Origin of the sequence: Microbacterium sp. Root553 (assembly GCF_001426995.1) — a bacterium.
In the GTDB taxonomy this organism is placed as follows: Bacteria; Actinomycetota; Actinomycetes; order Actinomycetales; family Microbacteriaceae; genus Microbacterium.
Window position 1 is genome coordinate 1,746,917 of sequence record NZ_LMFY01000001.1, and the last position, 18,130, is coordinate 1,765,046.

At 69.3% G+C, this 18,130-nt stretch carries 15 protein-coding genes; 8 read left to right on the plus strand and 7 right to left on the minus strand.

What is annotated here, in order from left to right; all coding sequences use genetic code 11:
• Positions 1-73 precede the first annotated feature (73 nt).
• Positions 74-1,102, plus strand: a complete 1,029-nt coding sequence (locus ASD43_RS08080) for a BadF/BadG/BcrA/BcrD ATPase family protein (RefSeq protein WP_082539319.1) — start codon at positions 74-76, stop codon at positions 1,100-1,102.
• On the plus strand, positions 1,092-2,030 hold the full coding sequence (gene murQ, locus ASD43_RS08085; RefSeq protein ID WP_056415851.1) for an N-acetylmuramic acid 6-phosphate etherase: 939 nt from the start codon (positions 1,092-1,094) through the stop codon (positions 2,028-2,030). The genes ASD43_RS08080 and murQ overlap by 11 nt, the downstream gene beginning before the upstream one ends.
• Before the next feature lie 145 nt (positions 2,031-2,175).
• On the opposite strand, the gene ASD43_RS08090 is transcribed toward murQ, so the two are convergent.
• Positions 2,176-4,155 (minus strand): primary-amine oxidase, encoded by a 1,980-nt coding sequence (locus ASD43_RS08090; RefSeq protein WP_056415853.1) that lies wholly within the window; start codon positions 4,153-4,155, stop codon positions 2,176-2,178.
• Positions 4,156-4,322: 167 nt separating this feature from the next.
• On the minus strand, positions 4,323-4,907 hold the full coding sequence (locus ASD43_RS08095; protein WP_056415856.1) for a TetR/AcrR family transcriptional regulator: 585 nt from the start codon (positions 4,905-4,907) through the stop codon (positions 4,323-4,325).
• A 66-nt stretch (positions 4,908-4,973) separates the two neighbouring features.
• On the opposite strand from ASD43_RS08095, the gene ASD43_RS08100 reads away from it, so the two are divergent.
• Positions 4,974-5,504, plus strand: a complete 531-nt coding sequence (locus ASD43_RS08100; protein ID WP_056415859.1) for a hypothetical protein — start codon at positions 4,974-4,976, stop codon at positions 5,502-5,504.
• 23 nt (positions 5,505-5,527) lie between these two features.
• Here ASD43_RS08100 and ASD43_RS08105 read toward each other — a convergent pair whose 3' ends face one another.
• Positions 5,528-5,851, minus strand: a complete 324-nt coding sequence (locus ASD43_RS08105) for a DMT family transporter (RefSeq protein ID WP_056415864.1) — start codon at positions 5,849-5,851, stop codon at positions 5,528-5,530.
• Positions 5,848-6,219, minus strand: coding sequence for a DMT family transporter (locus ASD43_RS08110; RefSeq protein ID WP_056415867.1), 372 nt, complete (start codon positions 6,217-6,219; stop codon positions 5,848-5,850). The genes ASD43_RS08105 and ASD43_RS08110 overlap by 4 nt, the downstream gene beginning before the upstream one ends.
• 227 nt (positions 6,220-6,446) lie before the next feature.
• Between ASD43_RS08110 and ASD43_RS08115 the strand changes: the two genes are divergently transcribed.
• Positions 6,447-7,895 carry a glyceraldehyde-3-phosphate dehydrogenase gene (locus ASD43_RS08115; protein WP_056415869.1) on the plus strand — a complete coding sequence of 483 codons (1,449 nt, stop codon included), beginning with the start codon at positions 6,447-6,449 and terminating at the stop codon, positions 7,893-7,895.
• A 50-nt stretch (positions 7,896-7,945) separates the two neighbouring features.
• Positions 7,946-9,004, plus strand: coding sequence for a winged helix DNA-binding domain-containing protein (locus tag ASD43_RS08120; protein WP_056415872.1), 1,059 nt, complete (start codon positions 7,946-7,948; stop codon positions 9,002-9,004).
• 14 nt (positions 9,005-9,018) lie between these two features.
• Here ASD43_RS08120 and ASD43_RS08125 read toward each other — a convergent pair whose 3' ends face one another.
• The gene (locus tag ASD43_RS08125; protein ID WP_045252921.1) at positions 9,019-10,461 is read right to left on the minus strand and encodes a helix-turn-helix domain-containing protein; all 1,443 of its coding nucleotides are present in this window, start codon (positions 10,459-10,461) and stop codon (positions 9,019-9,021) included.
• 108 nt (positions 10,462-10,569) lie between these two features.
• Here ASD43_RS08125 and ASD43_RS08130 point away from each other — a divergent pair, with 108 nt between their 5' ends.
• On the plus strand, positions 10,570-12,432 hold the full coding sequence (locus tag ASD43_RS08130; protein ID WP_056415877.1) for a phosphoenolpyruvate carboxykinase (GTP): 1,863 nt from the start codon (positions 10,570-10,572) through the stop codon (positions 12,430-12,432).
• 138 nt (positions 12,433-12,570) lie between these two features.
• On the opposite strand, the gene ASD43_RS08135 is transcribed toward ASD43_RS08130, so the two are convergent.
• Complete coding sequence (locus ASD43_RS08135; protein ID WP_056415880.1) at positions 12,571-14,472, minus strand: ABC transporter ATP-binding protein; 1,902 nt, start codon at positions 14,470-14,472, stop codon at positions 12,571-12,573.
• 100 nt (positions 14,473-14,572) lie between these two features.
• Here ASD43_RS08135 and ASD43_RS08140 point away from each other — a divergent pair, with 100 nt between their 5' ends.
• Complete coding sequence (locus ASD43_RS08140; RefSeq protein WP_056415883.1) at positions 14,573-15,604, plus strand: S66 family peptidase; 1,032 nt, start codon at positions 14,573-14,575, stop codon at positions 15,602-15,604.
• Between the two features lie 84 nt (positions 15,605-15,688).
• Positions 15,689-16,492, plus strand: coding sequence for a MerR family transcriptional regulator (locus tag ASD43_RS08145; RefSeq protein WP_056415885.1), 804 nt, complete (start codon positions 15,689-15,691; stop codon positions 16,490-16,492).
• 155 nt (positions 16,493-16,647) lie between these two features.
• Here the strand turns inward: ASD43_RS08145 and ASD43_RS08150 are convergent, their stop codons facing one another.
• Positions 16,648-18,105, minus strand: a complete 1,458-nt coding sequence (locus tag ASD43_RS08150) for an MFS transporter (RefSeq protein ID WP_056415889.1) — start codon at positions 18,103-18,105, stop codon at positions 16,648-16,650.
• Between the last annotated feature and the right edge of the window lie 25 nt (positions 18,106-18,130).

An 18,130-nucleotide genomic window follows, 5' to 3' on the forward strand; every position in this document is an offset into this window, starting at 1 on the left:
GGGGCGTCGGGAGATGCCCCGATGATTCTGAACAATTATTCCATGGCGGGTGCTCATTGCGTAGACTATTTCCATGCCTTCCCCCTCCGCCGTCGTGGCCGTCGATCTCGGCAAGTCGCGGTGCCGTGCGGTCGTCTCGGAGTCGGATGCCATAGCCGGCCGGCGATCCGGCCGTCGTCCCCTCCATGAAGGTGTCGGTGCGCCCGGCCTGGCTGCGACCGGTGGCGTCGCCGCCGCGCTCGAATCGATCCTTCCGCTGAGGGCTCGTCTGGACGTACCGATCTCGTCGATCTCCGTCGGCGCTGCCGGAGCATGGACCGCGCCGACCGCGGCATCCGAACTCGCTCGGCGGCTCGCCGACACCTTCGGCGTCCCCGCCGTCGTGACCTCCGACGTCGTGTCGGCGCACGCCGGTGCCCTCGGCGGCGGCGCCGGAGTGCTCCTGATCGCCGGCACAGGCGCGGCCGCCCTCGGAATCGACGGCAGCCTGGACGACGACGACGACGACGACGGCAATGGCGGCGGCGACGACGACCGCGGGACGGGTAGCGCTCGAGCCGTCCTCGTGGACGGCTGGGGGCCTGAGCTCGGAGACTTCGGCAGCGGCTCGTGGCTCGGTCGCGAGGCGCTGCGCGCGGTGCTTCGAGCATCCGTCGGCCTCGCGCCGAGTACGCGACTCACGGATGCCGTGGCGATCCCGATCGGTGCGCCGTCCGCGATCCACGCCTGGCTCGCAGACGACGGCCCGCTGCCCCGACGACTCGCGACGCTGGCCCCGCTCGTGCTCGATGCCGCGGAGTCCGGTGACGATGTGGCCGCGGATATCGCCGCAGAGGGCATCCGCCTCCTCGCCGCGTCGGCGACCGCCGCCTCGGCGCGCGGCGGGTCATCACCGAACGGTGCGTCAGCATCGGGGGGCGATGCGGTGGCTCTGAACGGCGGACTCACCGAGCACGTCTGGTTCCGTGCCGCGCTCGAGGCGGCCCTGCGCACTGCCGGACATGCCGTGGTCGTCTCTGCCGGCGATGCTCTCGACGGCGCGCTGCTGCTCGCAGACCGCGCCGATCTTCCCCACGAAAGGTTCGTGCATCGTGCCGAATGAACACGCCAGATTGACCACGCTCCTCGACGTCCTGTCGACCCTCGGAACCGAGGCCTCGACGACCGAGCGCGGCGATCTCGACCTGCTCGACACGATCGAGCTGGTGGATCGGATGAACGCCGAGGATCGGCGCGTCCCTGACGCGGTCGCCGAACGTCGCGCCGAGATCGCGGCTGCGGTCGACGGCATCACGGCGCGATTCCGCGAGGGGGGACGCCTGATCTACATCGGTGCGGGCACCGCCGGCCGCGTCGGCGTGCTCGACGCGAGCGAATGCCCTCCCACCTTCGGCACCGACCCGTCGATGGTGGTCGGGCTCATCGCGGGAGGCGAGACGGCGATCCGGTCTGCGGTCGAGAACGCCGAGGACGACGCCGATGCGGCGGGCCTGTCCTTGCGCGAGCTCGGACTGACCGAGCGGGACACGGTGGTGGGGATCTCCGCCTCCGGGCGCACGCCGTATGTCGTGGGGGGCCTGGAGGTCGCTCGGGGAGTCGGCGCGCTCACCGTCGCGGTCGCGTCGAACGCGGCATCCGACATCGGCGCGGTGGCGGACATCGCGATCGAGGTGGTCACGGGGCCGGAGTTCGTCTCGGGATCGACGCGCCTGAAGTCGGGCACCGCGCAGAAGCTCGTCGTGAACATGCTGACGACACTGTCGATGATCAAGCTCGGCAAGACGCATCGCGGGGTGATGGTCGACCTTCTCGCGACGAACGAGAAGTTGCACGCCCGCTCGATCCGCACGGTCACCGAACTCACGGGTGCCACCGTCGACGAGGCCGCGGCGGCCGTCGCCTCGGCGGACGGCTCGGTCAAGCTCGCGATCCTCATGCTCTCGACCGGAGCATCGGCGGACCGCTCGGTCCAGGCGCTCCGCGCTGCGGACGGCATGCTGCGCGTCGCCATCGCCGACCTCTCGCGCTGATTCGCGCTGATTCGCGCTGATTCGCGCTGATTCGCGCTGATTCGAGCTGACGCGCTCTGGCGACCTCCGACGCGGTCCGGCGCGGCTTCGCGAGCTCCCGCGGGTGAGCGCCCGAGGTGGCGATATGGCGACCGGGTCGCTCGGGTCAGTGGCCGCAGGTGCAGGATTCGCCCCCACCGCAGCATCCGGGCTGTGCCGAGCCGTGCGCCTGCGAAGACGGCGGCACGTCCATCGCGGGGTTCTGATCGAGGAAGCCGTTCGGTGTGAACCGGAATCCCGCGTGGTCGACGGGCATGATGGGCCAGTCCTCGGGGCGGGGGAAGTGCGTCAGGCCGAACGTGTGCCACAGCACGATGTCCTCGCCGTCGAGCGATCGATCGCCGGCCGAGTATTCGGGCAGACCGGATCCGCCCTGATGCGCGTTGGGGTATCTCCCGGCGGGCCAGTTCTGACCACGCTCGTGCTGCGTCGCCCACAGATGCTTGGTCGCGAACGTGGCGCGGGCGGCGACGGACGATGCGGGATCGGCCATGAGCAGCGCGGTCGGTTCGGGGATCAGGTGGTACGCGGTCGGGCGCCCGACATGATTCGTGCGCGTCGTGCTCTGCACCTCCCAGGCGCGGGCCACCGAGGTGTCGGCCTCGCGCCGCGCCTCCAGCTCCGTGCGGAGCTGCGTCTCGGACCAGGTGAAGGCGTTGCCGAACGGGTTGTCGGGACCCATCGGGACGCGCTGCGCGTCGATCTCGAAGAGGCGGTTCTCGTCGCCGTCGATCGCGACGTCGAGTCGCGCGCAGAACAGATGCTGATGCACGGGCGCGAACACCCCCGGTGCGAGTTCGGTCGCGTGCTTCTGGCGCACACCGGGTTCTCCGGCGCCGGCGAACACGATGCCGGTCGCCTTGGCCACCACCTCGATCGAGCCGTCGAGCGAGAAGTTCCAGTAGAAGCCGTAGTCGTAGTTGCCGATGGTCGAGAAGTACGAGATCACGAATCGTCGCGAGCGTCGTACGTCCGAGCGCCCCGCCAGGTCGGTGTGCTTCCAGAGGATGCCGTCGTCCTCCTCATGCATGCAGACGACGTTCGGGATGCGCACGGGGTTGCCGTGGTCGTCGGCGACGTAGCCGTCGAGGTAGCGGATCACGCCCAGACAGTCGCATCCGAGCTCGAGGTGGTTCGCGTTCTTGCCGAGCAGGTACTCGCCGGCATCGAAGTAGCTGATCCAGAACCGGCCGGGCGCGGTGTCGCCATAGGGAACGACCATCTCGGGCACGCTCGCCCTGCGCAGCACCGAGCGGCCGTCGAAGGCCACGTCGTGGAGCACGAGCCCCTCGCGCGCGTTGAAGCCCACCCGCATCGACCAGTTCTCCCATTCGACGAGCGACCCGGTGACCGAGAAGCTCGGACCCTCGGGCTGGGTGATCTCGATCGGCTTGAGGGTCGTCCGCGCCGGACCCTGCACCTCGGCGTAGTAGTTGCCGTGGCCCGCGGGCACCGGGACATCGCCCTCGTCGTCGATGCGGATCACGCGTCCCGCGGTCAGGTCGATGTGCACCACGAGGCCTTCGACCGGATGCGCCCAGGGTGAGTCGTTCTCGTCGTACTTCAGGAAGGTGAGCGAGCGGATCACTCGGCGCCCCACCTCGTCGGCACGGCCGGTGTACCCCGGGGCGAGAGGTCCGCAGAACGCGAGATCCCTGTGCTCCGCGAGTCCCCGGCGCGTCATCGCGGCCTGCCATTCGGGGGAGCTCTTGACGATCTCCTCCGCACGGGCGTACTCCTCGAAGAGGTACTGCGGCTGTCCGTACGGCGGGGCGTCGTTCGGTACACGCTCGGCGTGCAGCAACTCGCCGCGCGTGATCGAGACGACGACCTCGGTCGCGATGCCCGTCGCCGTGTCGAGCAGTGTCGCGTCGATGCGTCGGTCGATCGGCGCGCCGGGCCGCCAGGCGGCGAGTTCCTGGGTGGTGGGCTCGTCGGGCAGGAGCATCGGCACCCGCACGGTCTCGCCGAGCAGGCCTGCGGAGTCGAGCACCGCCCGGGCCGCGGCGATCTCCTCGCCGGTGAGCGGGTCGAGCGGGTGCGGCGTGGGGATCCGGTCGATCGTGACGGGCTGGGGATGGGACATCGTCGTACCTCACTATTTCGAGCGAGCGCTCAATAAACGGATGCGCATGATGCTACGCCGATGCCCCCGACGCGCACAAGAGCGTCGGGGAAGAGGATGCCGGAGCGGAGCGGAGCGGTGCGGCGAGGGGCGGGCGGGTGGCGAGGCTGTGTGGTCGGGTCGGGTGTTCAGGCCCGCCAGGGCGAGAGGACGCTGTCGAGCACCGCGAGGTGCGCATCCGCGCCGTGCGGCTCGGTGACCTCGATCACCTGCTGCCCGTAGGTGATCGACCGCAGCAGCGACATGAGCGCATGCTTCGGCGTCGTCGGTGACAGCTCACCGTCGGCGACGGCTTCGTCGAGGGACTCGCTGATGACGTCCTGCCAGGTCGCGAACGTCGGTGACCCCGCATCCGGGCTGGAGGCGAGTGCCGTCAGGCGGCCCCAGAAGCCGACCACCACGTAGGCCTCGGTGCGGGTGCCGTCGTCGACGGGAAGGACCTCGCGCATGAGCGCGTCGAGTCTGGCCAGGCCGCGCAGTCCTGCGGTCGCCGATCGGATCCGCTCGTCGGTGCGGCGGGTGATCTCGGTCGCTGCGGCGCGCACCACATCGTCGAACCCGTCGAAGTAATGCCAGAGCGATCCCGTCGCCACGCCGAGCTCCTTGGCCACCGCTCGTGACGACACGGCCTCGTGCCCGTCGCGTGCCGCCACGGCGAGAAGCGCCTCGGCGATCTGGCGTCGGCGCTGATCGTGATCTACGACACGGGGCACCCGCCCATCCTGCCGCATCGCGCGGGGTCTCGCTATTTTGAGCAACTGATCAATATAATCCGAACCGTGGACCCCCTCCTCCCCGCAGCATCGTGGCTGATGGCGCTCGCCGCCGTCGTGTCGGCTGCGGCATGCCTCGGCGTGTGGCGGTCTGTGCCGTGGCAAGGACGACAGAGCGCCCTGATCATGGCGGCCGCGATGATCATGATCGCGGCCGGCGGCGGCGACGCGATGATCGGTCTCGTGCTCGGGGTCGTCCTTCTCGTGTCGGCGATGCTCGGCACCGCCGGTGTGCGCGGAACGCCTGCGGCAACCGCGTGCTGCCACCGCGCTCTGGTGTCGCTCGTGATGGCGATCTGCTCGTTCGAGAGCCTGTCGACGGGAGGACGGGCGGTCGAGGCGGGCGGTCACGGCGCGCACGGGCTCGACGGGGTGCTGTCCGTGCTCGTCGTGGTCGGGGTGGTCGCTGTGGTGCTGTGGACGGTCGTCTCCGAGTGGGTGCTCGCCCCCGTGCATCGGGGGCGCACCGCCCGCCTGCTCGCCGTCGAGTCCTGGGCGATGGCGGTCGGAGTCAGTGTGATGTGGCTGGGTTTCTGACCGACGGTGTGTGTCGGGACGCGTCAGTGCGCTCCGCCGAGCTCGATCAGCACGACGCCCAGAGCGATCAGCGCGACGCCGATCGCCATCATGACCGAGAAATGATCCGTGAAGATCACCCTGCCCAGGATCGCCGTGATCGCGACGCCGGCGGCGGCCCATACGCCGTAGGCGACGCCCACCGGCATCCCCATCGCCAGGATCGTGCCGAGCAGGGTGAACGCGGCGAGATAGCCGACGACGATCACCGGGATCCATCGACGACGCCGCAGGCCCTCCGATGCGCGCAGGCTGAGAGTCGCGGTGACCTCGCTCGCGATCGCGAGGACGAGGAGCGCCCAGGTCACGAGGCCGCCTCGGCGGGTGTCTCGCGCACGTGGGATCCGAGCTCGACGAGCAGCACGCCGACCACGATCGCGCCGATTCCGATGATCTGCACCGTTCCGAGCAGCTCGCCGAAGAGCACCGTGCCCAGGATGGCGGTGAGTACGACGCCGATGGCCGACCAGATGCCGTAGGCCACGCCCACCGGCATCCCGCGGTCCAGCACGATCGAGAGCAGCCACAGCGAGCCGGTGTAGCCGATCACGACGGGGATCAGCCACAGCGGATGCGCGAAGCCCTCGGCGGCGCGCAGCGACAGGGTCGCGCTGACCTCGAGGACGATCGCGATCAGCAGCGGTGGCCAGGCCGAACGGCGTGGGCGATCTGTCATCGGGGGCCTTTCGACGAGGGCATGCGCGCGGTGTCCGTGGAGGCGTGCGTGGGGGAGAACGCGTCGGATGCTCGCATGATTCCCTGTCGGGCAGGTGAACGGCGGGGTGCGACGCCGCGATTTCGGAACACTCGCGCATGACGCGTACCCTGGACGCATCCCCCGAAGTTCACCCGGCAATCTCGCGCGCCGGCGACCTCGGCGCGCTCACACATGCAAGGACGCAGATGAACGTACCCGCCGCACCCCACGACGACTGGATGGCGCGAGAAGAGCTGGCCGAGCGGATGATCCCGCTCATCGGCGCGCTCAAGCGCGAGCGTGACGTGGTCACCTCGCTTCACGGACACCGCCTGCTGGGGCTCTCCGCCACCGGCATCGTCGAAGTGCACGATCGCGTCGCTCAGCTCGGCCACGGACAGGTCGTCGTCGACGACACCCTGGCGGTGCTCGAGGCCGTGCACGAGCTCGCACCGGGCGCGTCGTCGCTCGACCTCGCGCGTCTCGTCGAGGGGCATGCCGAGAGCGGTCTGCCGCTCGACGCGTATCTGGCCGATGTGCTCGCGCCCGCGGTCGGGGCCGTCGCCGCCGCCCCCACCGACGTCGTGCTCTACGGTTTCGGCCGGATCGGCCGTCTGCTCGCCCGCATCCTCATCGCCCACACCGGCGGGGGCAGCGGCCTGCGCCTGCGCGCGATCGTGGTGCGGCGGGGGGCCGAGAACGACCTCGTCAAGCGCGCGTCACTGCTGCTGCGCGACTCGGTGCACGGCCGGTTCGCCGGCTCCGTGACGGTCGACGAAGACGCCGAGCAGATCATCGCCAACGGCACCCGCATCCAGGTCATCTACTCCGACGACCCCTCGGCGATCGACTACACCGCCTACGGCATCCATGACGCGATCGTCGTCGACAACACCGGACGCTGGCGCGACGAGGCGGGGCTCAGCCGGCATCTGGAGTCGACCGGTGTCTCGCGGGTGCTTCTCACCGCTCCGGGCAAAGGTGCGCTGAAGAACATCGTGCACGGGATCAACGACGTCACCATCGACCCCGACGACCGCATCATCACCGCCGCATCGTGCACGACGAATGCGATCACGCCCGTGCTCAAGGCGGTCGACGAGGCGTATGGCATCGTCCGCGGGCATGTCGAGACGGTGCACTCGTTCACCAACGACCAGAACCTGATCGACAACTTCCACAGCGGCGACCGCCGAGGCCGCTCGGCGGTGCTGAACATGGTGATCACCGAGACCGGGGCGGCCAAGGCCGTCTCCCGGGCGCTCCCCGAGCTCGAGGGCAAGCTCACCGGCTCTGCGATCCGCGTGCCCACGCCCGACGTCTCGCTGGCCGTGCTGCACCTGAGCCTCGAGCGGCCCGCGGTCAGAGACGAGCTCAATGACTACCTGCGTCGTGTCTCACTGCACTCGAAGCTGCGCCAGCAGATCGACTACGTCGAGAGCCCGGAGGTCGTCTCGACGGACTTCGTCGGGTCGCACCGCGCCGGGATCGTCGACGGCCTCGCGACCATCGCCACCGACACGGACGTCGTGCTCTACGTCTGGTACGACAACGAGTACGGATACTCCTGCCAGGTCATCCGCGTGCTCGAGGTCATGGCCGGTTCGCACCCGATCGTGCTGCCGGAGCGGCGAGAGGTCACGCTGCACGGCTGAGCGACGCCGGGTCGCAGCGGGGTGTCGCAGGCCACGGGCATGATGAGGGTATGAAGACCTCGACCCTGCTGTCGGAGCGTCTGCGCTCGCACCGGCTCAGTGCCCCGGCGCGTTCGGTGACCGACGCGGCGGCGCACATGCTCGCCGTGCAGAGCCAGGACCTCCTCGCCGGTCGATGGGCCCTGGCGTGCCGCACGGGAGGAGAGCCCCCGTTGCGCGCGGTCGACCGGGCGTTCGAGCGGGGAGACCTGGTGCGCGCGTGGACGATGCGCGGGACCCTGCACATCATCCCCGCGCGGGATCTCGGCTGGGTGCTCTCCGTGACCGGTCGGCGTCAGCGTCAGCAGGCCGCCACGAGACGACGCGATCTGGGGATCGACGACGAGATGCTCGACGCGGTCACCCGGGCGATCGTGCCTCCGCTCCGAGACGGCGGCGCGACGCGCGCCGAGCTGTTCGACCTGTTCCGCGGGGCGGGGGTCGACCCGACGGGGCAGCGGGGGATCCACCTGCTGGCCGAACTCACACTGCGGGGGCTCCTGTGCCAGGGGCCCGTCGTCGCGCGCCCGGGAATCACGCGCGAGCAGCGGTTCATGCTGGTGGCCGAGCACATCCACGAGCACGGATCGCCCGATGATCCGCTCGCCGAGCTCTTCGTTCGCTTCATCGACGGTCACGGACCCGCCGGGATCGAGGACTTCGCCTGGTGGTCCGGCCTCACCCTCGGGCAGTCTCGCGAGGCCCGAGAGCGTGCGGCGGGTCGCGTCTCCGTGGTCGACGACGGGGTCTTCGTCTCTCTGCGGCGTCCGCGCCGGTCGGCCGCAGCGCCTGACGTGCTCGCTCTCGGAGCCTTCGACGAGTACTACATCTCGTACGCCGACCGTACGGCGGTGTGCCGGCCGGAGGACCTCGCCGCGGTGGGGCCGGGCAAGAACGGCATGGTGCGGGCGACGGTCCTCGCACACGGCAGGATCGTCGGATGCTGGACGCACGCGAGCGCGTCACACGGCTCCCCGGCCGAGCTCTTCGACCCCGTCCCGGGCGAGGGGCCGATCGACGACGCGGTCGACGCAGCGCTCGCCCGCTTCACGCGGTTCGTCGAGGGCTGAGCGGCCGCTCCGGCTCACTCGTCGGCGTGACGGGAGAGGAAGTTGTAGACCTCGTTGTCGTCGACGCCGGGGAACGCGCCGCGGGGGAGCGGAGAGAACATGTGGGTGTGCACGCGCGCGCTCGGCCAGGCCTTGCCGTACCAGCGCTCGGTGAGGTCGGTGGAGGGGCGGCGGCAGCAGGCCTCGTCGGGGCAGGTCGACACCGCACGGTCGGCGGTCTCGCGTCCGCGCCACCAGCGTGCATCGTCGAAGGGCACGCCGACCGTGATCGAGAACTCGCCGTCCGTCGACGCACCGGTCTGGGTCGAGCACCAGAAGGTTCCCGAGGGTGTGTCGGTGTACTGGTGGTGCTCGTTCGTGCGGTTCTGCTGGGTGAACGCCGCTCGCGCCTGGAACCGGCGGCACACGCGCTGGCCCTCCACGGCTCCTGTGACATCCATCGGCAGGGGCAGACCGTCGTTCTCGTAGACGCGGGTGATGGCGCCCGTGGCGTCGACGCGCAGGAAGTGCAGTGACATGCCCAGGTGCTGGGTGAGCAGGTTCGTCATGCGCATCCCCGCGGCCTCGTGGGTCACACCGAACGCGTCGCGGAAGTCCTCGACCGCGAGGTTGCGGTCCTTCTTGGCCTGCTGCAGGAAGGCCACGGACGCGGTCTCGGGCATCAGGCAGGACGCGGCGAAGTAGTTGATCTCGAGCCGCTGCTGCAGGAAGTCGGCGTAGTCGGTGGGCGGGGTGTGGCCGAGCAGGCGGTGCGCCATGGCCTGCAGCGCCATCGACCGCAGGCCGTGACCGCCGGGGATCGACGCCGGAGGCAGGTAGATGCGGCCGTTCTCGACATCGGTCACCGACCTCGTCGAATGGGGCAGATCGTTGACGTAGATGAGCTCGAAGCCGAGCTTCTCGGCCATGATGCTCACGGTGCGGTGCGTCAGCGCACCCTGCACGTGACCCGCCGAGCGCAGCTGCTTCTCGGCGAGCTTCTCGATGTCGCCGAGATAGTTGTGCTGTTCTCGCATGCGCAGTCGCAGCTCGGTGTTCGCGCGTCGCGCCTCCTCCGGGGTCGCGATGGCCTCTCGCTCCCGGCGCTGCAGTTCGCGGTGCAGACCGAGCATCGACTCGATCGTCTCGTCGCTCATCCCCTTCGTCACCCGCACGGGGGCGATCCCGAGCTGACGGAACACCGGGCTCTCCTGGGCGCGCTCGAGTTCGATCTCCAGCGCGGCGCGCCGGTTGGGCGGCTCCGCGGAGATGAGGTCGGTGACCTCGGTGCCGGTCGCCTGCGCGATCGCCTGCAGCAGGGAGAGCTTGGGCTCGCGCTTGCCGTTCTCGATGAGGCTGAGCTGGGATCCGGCCACGCCCACGAGAGCGCCGAGCTCGTCGAGCGTGAAGCCCTTCTCGAGACGCCGATGACGGATGCGGTGCCCGAGGGTCGCGAGATGAATGCCCGATGTCGCCATTCCTTGATCATATCTAAAGAATGCAGTTTCTTATACGCGCAATTGGCCGAAAGTCCGTCGTGATCGCGAAGAAGATGGATGCAACGCCCCCGACATCAAGGAGCAGTCATGGCGATCGCCGAAGTCTTCACCCCCCGAGCAGCATCCGTCGCACCCGTGCGCGCCTTCGGGACGGCACCGACGTATGACACCCCCGCGATGGCGGAGCTCCGCGAGTGGGTCGACGAGATCGCCGCCCTCACGCAGCCGGACTCGATCCACTGGGTCGACGGCTCGCGCGCGGAGAACGACTGGCTGCTGCGCGGCATGGTCGCCGAGGGCAAGCTCATCAAGCTCAACCCCGAGTGGCGTCCCGGCTCGTACCTCGCCCGCTCGCACCCCAGCGACGTCGCCCGCACCGAGGGCCGCACCTTCATCTCCTCGGAGAGTGAAGAGGACGCCGGGCCCACGAACAACTGGGCGCCGCCCGCGCAGATGCGCGAGAAGATGACCGAGATCTTCGAGGGGTCGATGCGCGGACGCACGATGTTCGTCGTGCCGTTCTCGATGGGGCCGGTCGGAGGGCCTCTGTCGCACATCGGCGTCCAGGTCACCGACAGCGCCTACGCCGTCACCTCCATCGGGATCATGACACGCGTCGGCGACGCCGTCACGCGACAGATCGCCGACGGCGCCCCGTGGGTCAAGACCGTGCACTCCGTCGGCGCGCCGCTGGCCCCGGGCGCTGCCGATGTCGAGTGGCCCTGCAACGACGACAAGTACATCGTGCACTTCCCCGAGACGCTCGAGGTGTACTCGTTCGGCTCCGGATACGGGGGCAACGCGATCCTCGCCAAGAAGTGCTTCGCGCTGCGCATCGCGTCGGTGATCGCCCGTGACGAGGGCTGGCTCGCCGAGCACATGCTGCTGATCCGGGTGATCGATCCTGCAGGCAAGGCCTACCACGTCGCCGCCGCTTTCCCGTCGGCGTGCGGCAAGACGAACCTCGCCATGCTGCGTCCGACGATCCCCGGTTGGCGCGTCGAGACGCTGGGCGACGACATCGCCTGGATCCGCCCGGGCGAGGACGGCCGCCTCTGGGCGATCAACCCCGAGGCCGGATTCTTCGGCGTCGCACCGGGCACCGGCGAATCGACCAACGTCACCGCGGTCGAGACCCTGTGGGGCAACACGATCTTCACGAACGTGGCGCTGCGCCCCGACGGCGACGTGTGGTGGGAGGGGCTCACGGATCAGGCCCCCGCGCACCTGACCGACTGGGAGGGAAACGACTGGACCCCGGATTCGGACCGTCCGGCCGCGCACCCGAACTCGCGCTTCACAGTCTCGGCCGCGCAGTGCCCGCAGATCTCGGAGGACTGGGAGGAGGCCGTGCCGCTCGACGTCATCCTGTTCGGCGGACGCCGCGCGACCAACGTGCCCCTCGTCGTCGAGGCGACGGACTGGACGCACGGCGTGTTCCTCGGCTCGAACATCTCCTCCGAGCGCACAGCTGCGGCCGAGGGCACGGTCGGCGAGCTGCGCCGCGATCCGTTCGCCATGCTCCCCTTCTGCGGCTACAACATGGCCGACTACTTCGGGCACTGGCTCTCGGTCGGTCGCGGCCTGCGGTTCGACCGCGCACCGCGCATCTTCCAGGTCAACTGGTTCCGCCGCGGTGACGACGGACGCTTCCTGTGGCCCGGATTCGGCGACAACTCGCGCGTCGTCGACTGGATCATCCGCCGCATCGCGGGAGACGTCTCCACGGTCGACAGCCCGATCGGCCGTCTGCCGATCGTGTCGGATCTCAACCTCGACGGCATCGATGTGCCGCAGGCCGACCTCGACGAGCTGTTCGCCGTCGACGCCGAGGCCTGGAAGCACGAGGCCGACCTCACCGAGGAGTTCTACGACACCTTCGGCGAGAAGGTGCCGGCGGCACTCCGCGCCGAGCTGGCGTCACTGCGCTACCGCCTCGACAAGGCGTGACAGACCGGGCGCCGGTTCGGGGGAGCCGGCGTCCCACCCTTCCCCCGACCCGCGAGGGCGGGACGTCGGAGACGAACCCATGGCTGAGTGGTCTCCGGCATCCCGCCCTCGCGTACTTCTCTGTGCGGGGTCTCGCGATCAGGCGAGCAGCTGGTGCCGGGCCAGGTCGCGGTAGAGCGGCGTCGACTCCACGAGCTCGACGTGCGTGCCCTGGCCGACGACGACGCCGTCCTGCAGCACGACGATCAGGTCGCTGTCGACCACCGTCGACAGACGGTGCGCGATCACGATGAGCGTGCGGTCGGTGGAGACCGCGTCGATCGCTTCGCGCATGCGCTGCTCGTTCACGCCGTCGAGCGATGACGTGGATTCGTCGAGCAGGAGGATCGGTGCGTCCGTGAGCAGGGCACGGGCGATCGCGAGGCGTTGACGCTCTCCGCCCGAGAGCATGACGCCGTCCTCCCCGACCGGGGCCGAGAGGCCGAGCGGGCTGCGTTCGAGCACGTCCCCGAGGTTCACCGCGCGCAGCACCTGTTCGCACGCCGCATCGGAGGCATCGGGCGACGCGAGGCGCAGGTTGTCGGCGAGGGTCCCGGCGAGCGTGGGGGCATCCTGCTCCACATACCCGAACTGCGCCCGCAGCTCATCGCGCGGGTACGTGCGCACATCGTGCCCGTACAGGCGGATCGAGCCGCCCGTAGGGTCGTAGAAACGCTCGATGAGCGACAGGATCGTGCTCTTGCCGGCGCCGCTGGGACCGACGAGTGCCACGCGGGCACCGCGTGGCACGGCGAACGAGACGCCGCGCAGCACATCGTGCCCCGGGCCCGAGGCCTGCGCGTCGGTCGTCTCGAGCGTGTCGGTCCGCTCGAGATGCGCGTCGGCGAGCAGCGTCTTGGCCTCCTTCGCCGCAGCCTGGCGGGCGGCGACGACGTTCTCGGGATAGCGGAAGCGCACATCCCGGAACTCGATGGCGGGAGCCGCGGGGTCCGCCGCGTCGCGGGTGACCGACGATGCGGTCTCGGCATCATGCTGTGTCTCGGTCGGCAGATTCAGCACCTCCTGGATGCGGCCGAGCGCGCCCAGCGCCTGGTTCACCGAGGTGATGGCGCCGAAGGTCGTCGCGAGCGGCATCACGAGCATGAACAGGAACAGGATGAAGGTGATCAGCGACGCGATCGTGATCGTGCCGGCCGCGACCCGGAATCCGCCGACGCCCAGCACGACGAGCATCGACACCTGCAGTGCTACGCCCGCGATCGGCACGACGAGGGAGGAGATCTTCGCGATCCGCACGCCGATCCCGTACGCCTCCGACGCGAGCGTCGACACCGACGCGGTCTCGCGCTCGGTGGCCCCCGAGGCTCGGACGGTGCGGATGGATCCCACGGCCCGCTCCACACCGGAGGCGAGCTCTCCGACCTTCTCCTGCTGGGCCGTCGACGCCGTGCGGATGCGGCCGCTGAGTGCCACCACGACGACCACCGAGACGCCGATGACGACCACGATGAGCAGCAGCAGCACCGGGTCGATCACGAGCATGGCGATCAGCGCGCCGAGGAACAGGATCGCGCTGCCGACGGCATCCGCCAATCCCTGGGTGAGCACGGCGTAGAGCAGCGTCGTGTCGGTGCCCACCCGTGAGACCAGGTCGCCGGTGCGGCGAGCGTCGAATTCGCTGATCGGCAGGTGCAGGATGCGGGAGATCAGCTTGCGCCGGCTGGAGTAGACGACCGCCGTGCCGGTGCGCTGCAGGAGGTAGTGCTGGTACCCCGAGATGATCGACGACACGACCACGAGCCCGATGAGCACCCACACGATGATGCCGAGGCCCTCATCGGACTGCACGGCCTCGATGACCTGACCCACCAGCAGCGGCTGAGCGAGGGAGGTGGCCGCGCCGAACACGCTGAGCACGGCGACGACGATGAGCGTGCGCCTGTGCTCGAAGAGGAAGGGGAGGAGCTGGCGGAAAGTGGCGCGCGGGCCGTCCTGGTGCGCGCCGCGTCCGCGTCGGCGTGGTGTCGCCGTGCTGGACATGCGGGACCTCGATCTGCTGGGGGAGTAGTTCGACCGTACTTCGTGCCGCGGCCGATTCTGTGGATGGGCTGTGCGCGTCTCGTGATGCGAGACTGGGGCGATGCTGGCTGCACCGAGACCCGTCCCCGGCGACCATGTCGCCATCCTCTCACCGGCCTTCGCCGCTCCGGCCGTCGCGCCGCAGATCCACGAGCAGGCGATGCGCCGACTGCGGGACCTCACCGGTCTGATCCCCGTCGAGTATCCGACCACGCGTGAGCTCGATGCGACCCCCGAGGCGCGGGCCGCCGACGTGAACGCGGCCTTCGCGGACCCGCGCATCCGCGCCATTCTCGCCACCATCGGCGGCGACGATCAGATCCTCGTCGTGCCCCACCTCGACGCTGCGCTCGCGCAGGCAGATCCCAAGCCCTTCCTCGGCTACAGCGACAACACGAACATCCTCAACTGGCTCTGGGGGCTGGGTATCCGCGGGTACTACGGCGGATCCACCGCCGTGCACCTCGGCCCCGGGCCCGCGGTCGACGACGTGCATCTGCGGTCGCTGCGCGCGGCGCTGCTCGACGGCGGCGACATCGCGATCACCGAACCCGGGGAATCGGAGGATGTCGGCCGGCGCTGGACGGACCCGCGCGCGCTCACCGAATACGGCGATCGGGTCGCGACCGAGGAGTGGACCTGGTCGGGTCCTGCCGTCCGCGTCGAAGGCCGCACCTGGGGCGGATGCCTCGAAGTGATCGATCAGCTCGCGCTCGCCGACCGGCTGCCGACCTCGTACGACCTGCGCGGCGGGATCCTGCTGCTCGAGACGAGCGAGGAGCGCCCGGCGGCGAGCTGGGTGGCGCGGTGGCTGCGCGGGCTGGGCGAGCGGGGCATCCTCGGCGCTGTCGCCGGGGTGGTGGTGGCGCGACCGCCGGTGAGCGACTTCGACTTCCGGCCGTCAGCGGAGGAGGCAGGCTCCCTTCGTGCGGCGCAGCGCGATGTCGTGATCGAGACGGTGGCGCGATACAACCCGGATGCCTTGGTCTGCGTGGGTATGCCGTTCGGTCACACGCGGCCGCAGTGGATCGTGCCGTACGGCGGCGCGATGGTCCTCGACGGCGCCGCTCAAACGGTCACGGCCTCGTACTGAGCCGCCGGCTGGAACGGGGCATACGTCAGGGGATCTAACGGCGATACTTGACTCTCACACTGTGGAAGGCGAGAGAACGGAGACATGTTATCCATCGGAGCCTTCGCGCAGATCGGCCAGGTGACCCATCGGATGCTGCGGCATTGGGACACCGCCGGTCTGCTCATCCCAGCTCACGTGGACGAGTACAGCGGCTACCGCTCCTATGATCCCTCGCAACTCGAACGCCTGCATCGGATCGTCGCACTGCGCCAACTCGGCTTCGGTCTCGACGACATCTCGTCGATTCTCGACCGCGGAGTCGATGCGAATCGCATCGCCGCTCTGCTGCGCATCCGACGCGCTGAGGTGGAGGAGGAACACCGGATCGCTGCGGACCGACTCGTCGACGTGGAACGGCGGCTCCACCTCATCGAGAAGGAGAATCACATGTCCCGGATAGAGATCGTCGAGAAGCCTCTGCCCGCTGTCCGGCTGGCCGCGCGCTGCGTCATCGTCGCGGATCAACCCGAGGTCGCGCGAGTGCTGGGGCCTGCGTTCGATGCCGTTGCGGAGATCATCGGCGAGGAGTGCGGCTCGCTCTCCACGCCGATCGCCCAGTACGAGACGGTGGAGGACGGTCTGCAGATCGTCGCCGGCTATGCCTACGGCGGACCCGTCCGCGGCGGTTTCGAGGTCGTCGACCTGCCCGCTGTAGACGCAGCCGTCTGCGGCATCCACCTCGGTTCCATGGACCGCATCGCCGAAAGCTGGCAGGCGATTCACGCCGAGATCTTCGCTCGAGGGCTGGTCCACGCAGGGCCGTGCCGGGAACTCTATGTCCGGGCCGTCACGGAGGACCAATCAGACTGGGTGACGGAGCTGCAGCAGCCGGTGCGCCGCGGCTGAGATCCGTCGATGACGCGCTTCCGTGTGCCTCTGCCCATACCGTGTCGCAGCCGAGGGCCGGTCTCGTGAGAGCGCACTGCGCGGCCGTCCCCACTGCGACGTGAAAGGGCGGCACCTCCGAGGAGGTGCCGCCCTTTCGCATCCGATCCGACGTGTCAGCGCCTGGCGGCGGTGACGCCGAGGTCCTCGTCGTAGTCGTTGTCCTTGGTCTCCTTCGAGAGGAACAGTGCGATGAAGGTGAGCACGCCCATCGCCGACAGGTAGAGGCCGACGAGCCAGGGCGCGCCGTCACCGAGCTCCCACAGCCACAGCGCGACGATGGGAGCGAGCGCGGCGCCGAGGATCGACGACACGTTGTACGAGATCGCGGAGCCGGTGTAGCGCACGTTCGTCGGGAAGAGCTCGGGCAGCAGCGCGCCCATCGGACCGAAGGTCGCTCCCATCAACATGAAGCCGAACACGAGGAACGCCTGGGCGAGCGCTCCCGTGAACTTGGGGTCGATCGCGGGCAGCAGGAAGGCGTTGAAGGTGAGACCGAACACGATGATGAGTCCGGTGACCCACATCAGCAGCCTGCGGCGCCCGATCTTGTCGGCGATGGGACCGGAGAGCAGCGTGAAGACACCGAAGAACACCACGCCGATGATCTGCATGAGCACGAAGTCGGTGTAGCCGAATCCGAGGCCCGGGTAGAACTGAGACGCGAAGGCGGCGGCGTCGAAGTCCTTGCCCGTCGCCTCGGCGGCAGCCTGTGCTGCGGCCGACGCGGTCTCGAGCGAGGCGGGCTTGGTGCCGTAGGCGAGGGTGAAGTTCGTCATCAGGTAGAACAGCACGTAGGTCGCCAGCATGATGAACGTGCCGAGGATGAGCTGCCGCCAGTGGTGACGGAAGACGGTGGCGAGTGGCAGCTTGCGGATCGCGCCCTTCTTCTCGGCCTTCGTGAAGGTCTCGGACTCGACGAGCTTCAGTCGCACCCACAGTCCGATGATGACCATCACGGCGGAGAACAGGAACGGGATGCGCCAGCCCCACGACAGGAACGCCTCGGACTTGAGGGCGGGGTTCTCGGAGTGCGGCAGCAGCCAGTTGATCGTGAGGAAGAGCAGGTTCGCGATGATGAAGCCGAGCGGTGCTCCCAGCTGGGGGAACGTCCCGTACCAGGCGCGCTTGCCCTTGGGGGCGTTCTCGGTGGCGACCAGCGCGGCGCCCGACCACTCGCCGCCGAGGGCGAAGCCCTGCGCGAGGCGCAGGAGCAGCAGCAGCAGTGCCGCCCACCAGCCGATCTGCTGGAATGTGGGCAGCAGGCCGATGACGAACGTCGCGATGCCCATCGTGAGCAGGGAGGCGACGAGCGTCGCCTTGCGGCCGAACTTGTCGCCGAAGTGTCCGAAGATCACGGCACCGATCGGGCGGGCGATCATCGCGGCGCCGAAGACGGCGAACGACGAGAGCAGCGAGGTCGTGTCGTTTCCGGTGGGGAAGAAGAGCACCGGGAAGACGAGCACCGCCGCCGTCGCATACGCGTAGAAGTCGTAGAACTCGATCGTGGTGCCGACGAGGCTCGCCGTGATGACGCGCGAACGCGGATTCGCCGGCGCTGTGGTCGTACTCATGCTGCTCCTTAGATCCGAGTGCCCT

Excerpts from the sequence above, each read along its gene's own strand:
- ASD43_RS08080 (WP_082539319.1), top strand. The coding sequence starts at position 74 with ATGCCTTCCCCCTCCGCCGTCGTGGCCGTCGATCTCGGCAAGTCGCGG.
- ASD43_RS08090 (WP_056415853.1), bottom strand. The coding sequence starts at position 4,155 with ATGTCCCATCCCCAGCCCGTCACGATCGACCGGATCCCCACGCCGCAC.
- ASD43_RS08110 (WP_056415867.1), bottom strand. The coding sequence starts at position 6,219 with ATGACAGATCGCCCACGCCGTTCGGCCTGGCCACCGCTGCTGATCGCG.
- ASD43_RS08115 (WP_056415869.1), top strand. The coding sequence starts at position 6,447 with ATGAACGTACCCGCCGCACCCCACGACGACTGGATGGCGCGAGAAGAG.
- ASD43_RS08120 (WP_056415872.1), top strand. The coding sequence starts at position 7,946 with ATGAAGACCTCGACCCTGCTGTCGGAGCGTCTGCGCTCGCACCGGCTC.
- ASD43_RS08125 (WP_045252921.1), bottom strand. The coding sequence starts at position 10,461 with ATGGCGACATCGGGCATTCATCTCGCGACCCTCGGGCACCGCATCCGT.
- ASD43_RS08130 (WP_056415877.1), top strand. The coding sequence starts at position 10,570 with ATGGCGATCGCCGAAGTCTTCACCCCCCGAGCAGCATCCGTCGCACCC.
- ASD43_RS08135 (WP_056415880.1), bottom strand. The coding sequence starts at position 14,472 with ATGTCCAGCACGGCGACACCACGCCGACGCGGACGCGGCGCGCACCAG.
- ASD43_RS08140 (WP_056415883.1), top strand. The coding sequence starts at position 14,573 with ATGCTGGCTGCACCGAGACCCGTCCCCGGCGACCATGTCGCCATCCTC.
- ASD43_RS08145 (WP_056415885.1), top strand. The coding sequence starts at position 15,689 with ATGTTATCCATCGGAGCCTTCGCGCAGATCGGCCAGGTGACCCATCGG.
- ASD43_RS08150 (WP_056415889.1), bottom strand. The coding sequence starts at position 18,105 with ATGAGTACGACCACAGCGCCGGCGAATCCGCGTTCGCGCGTCATCACG.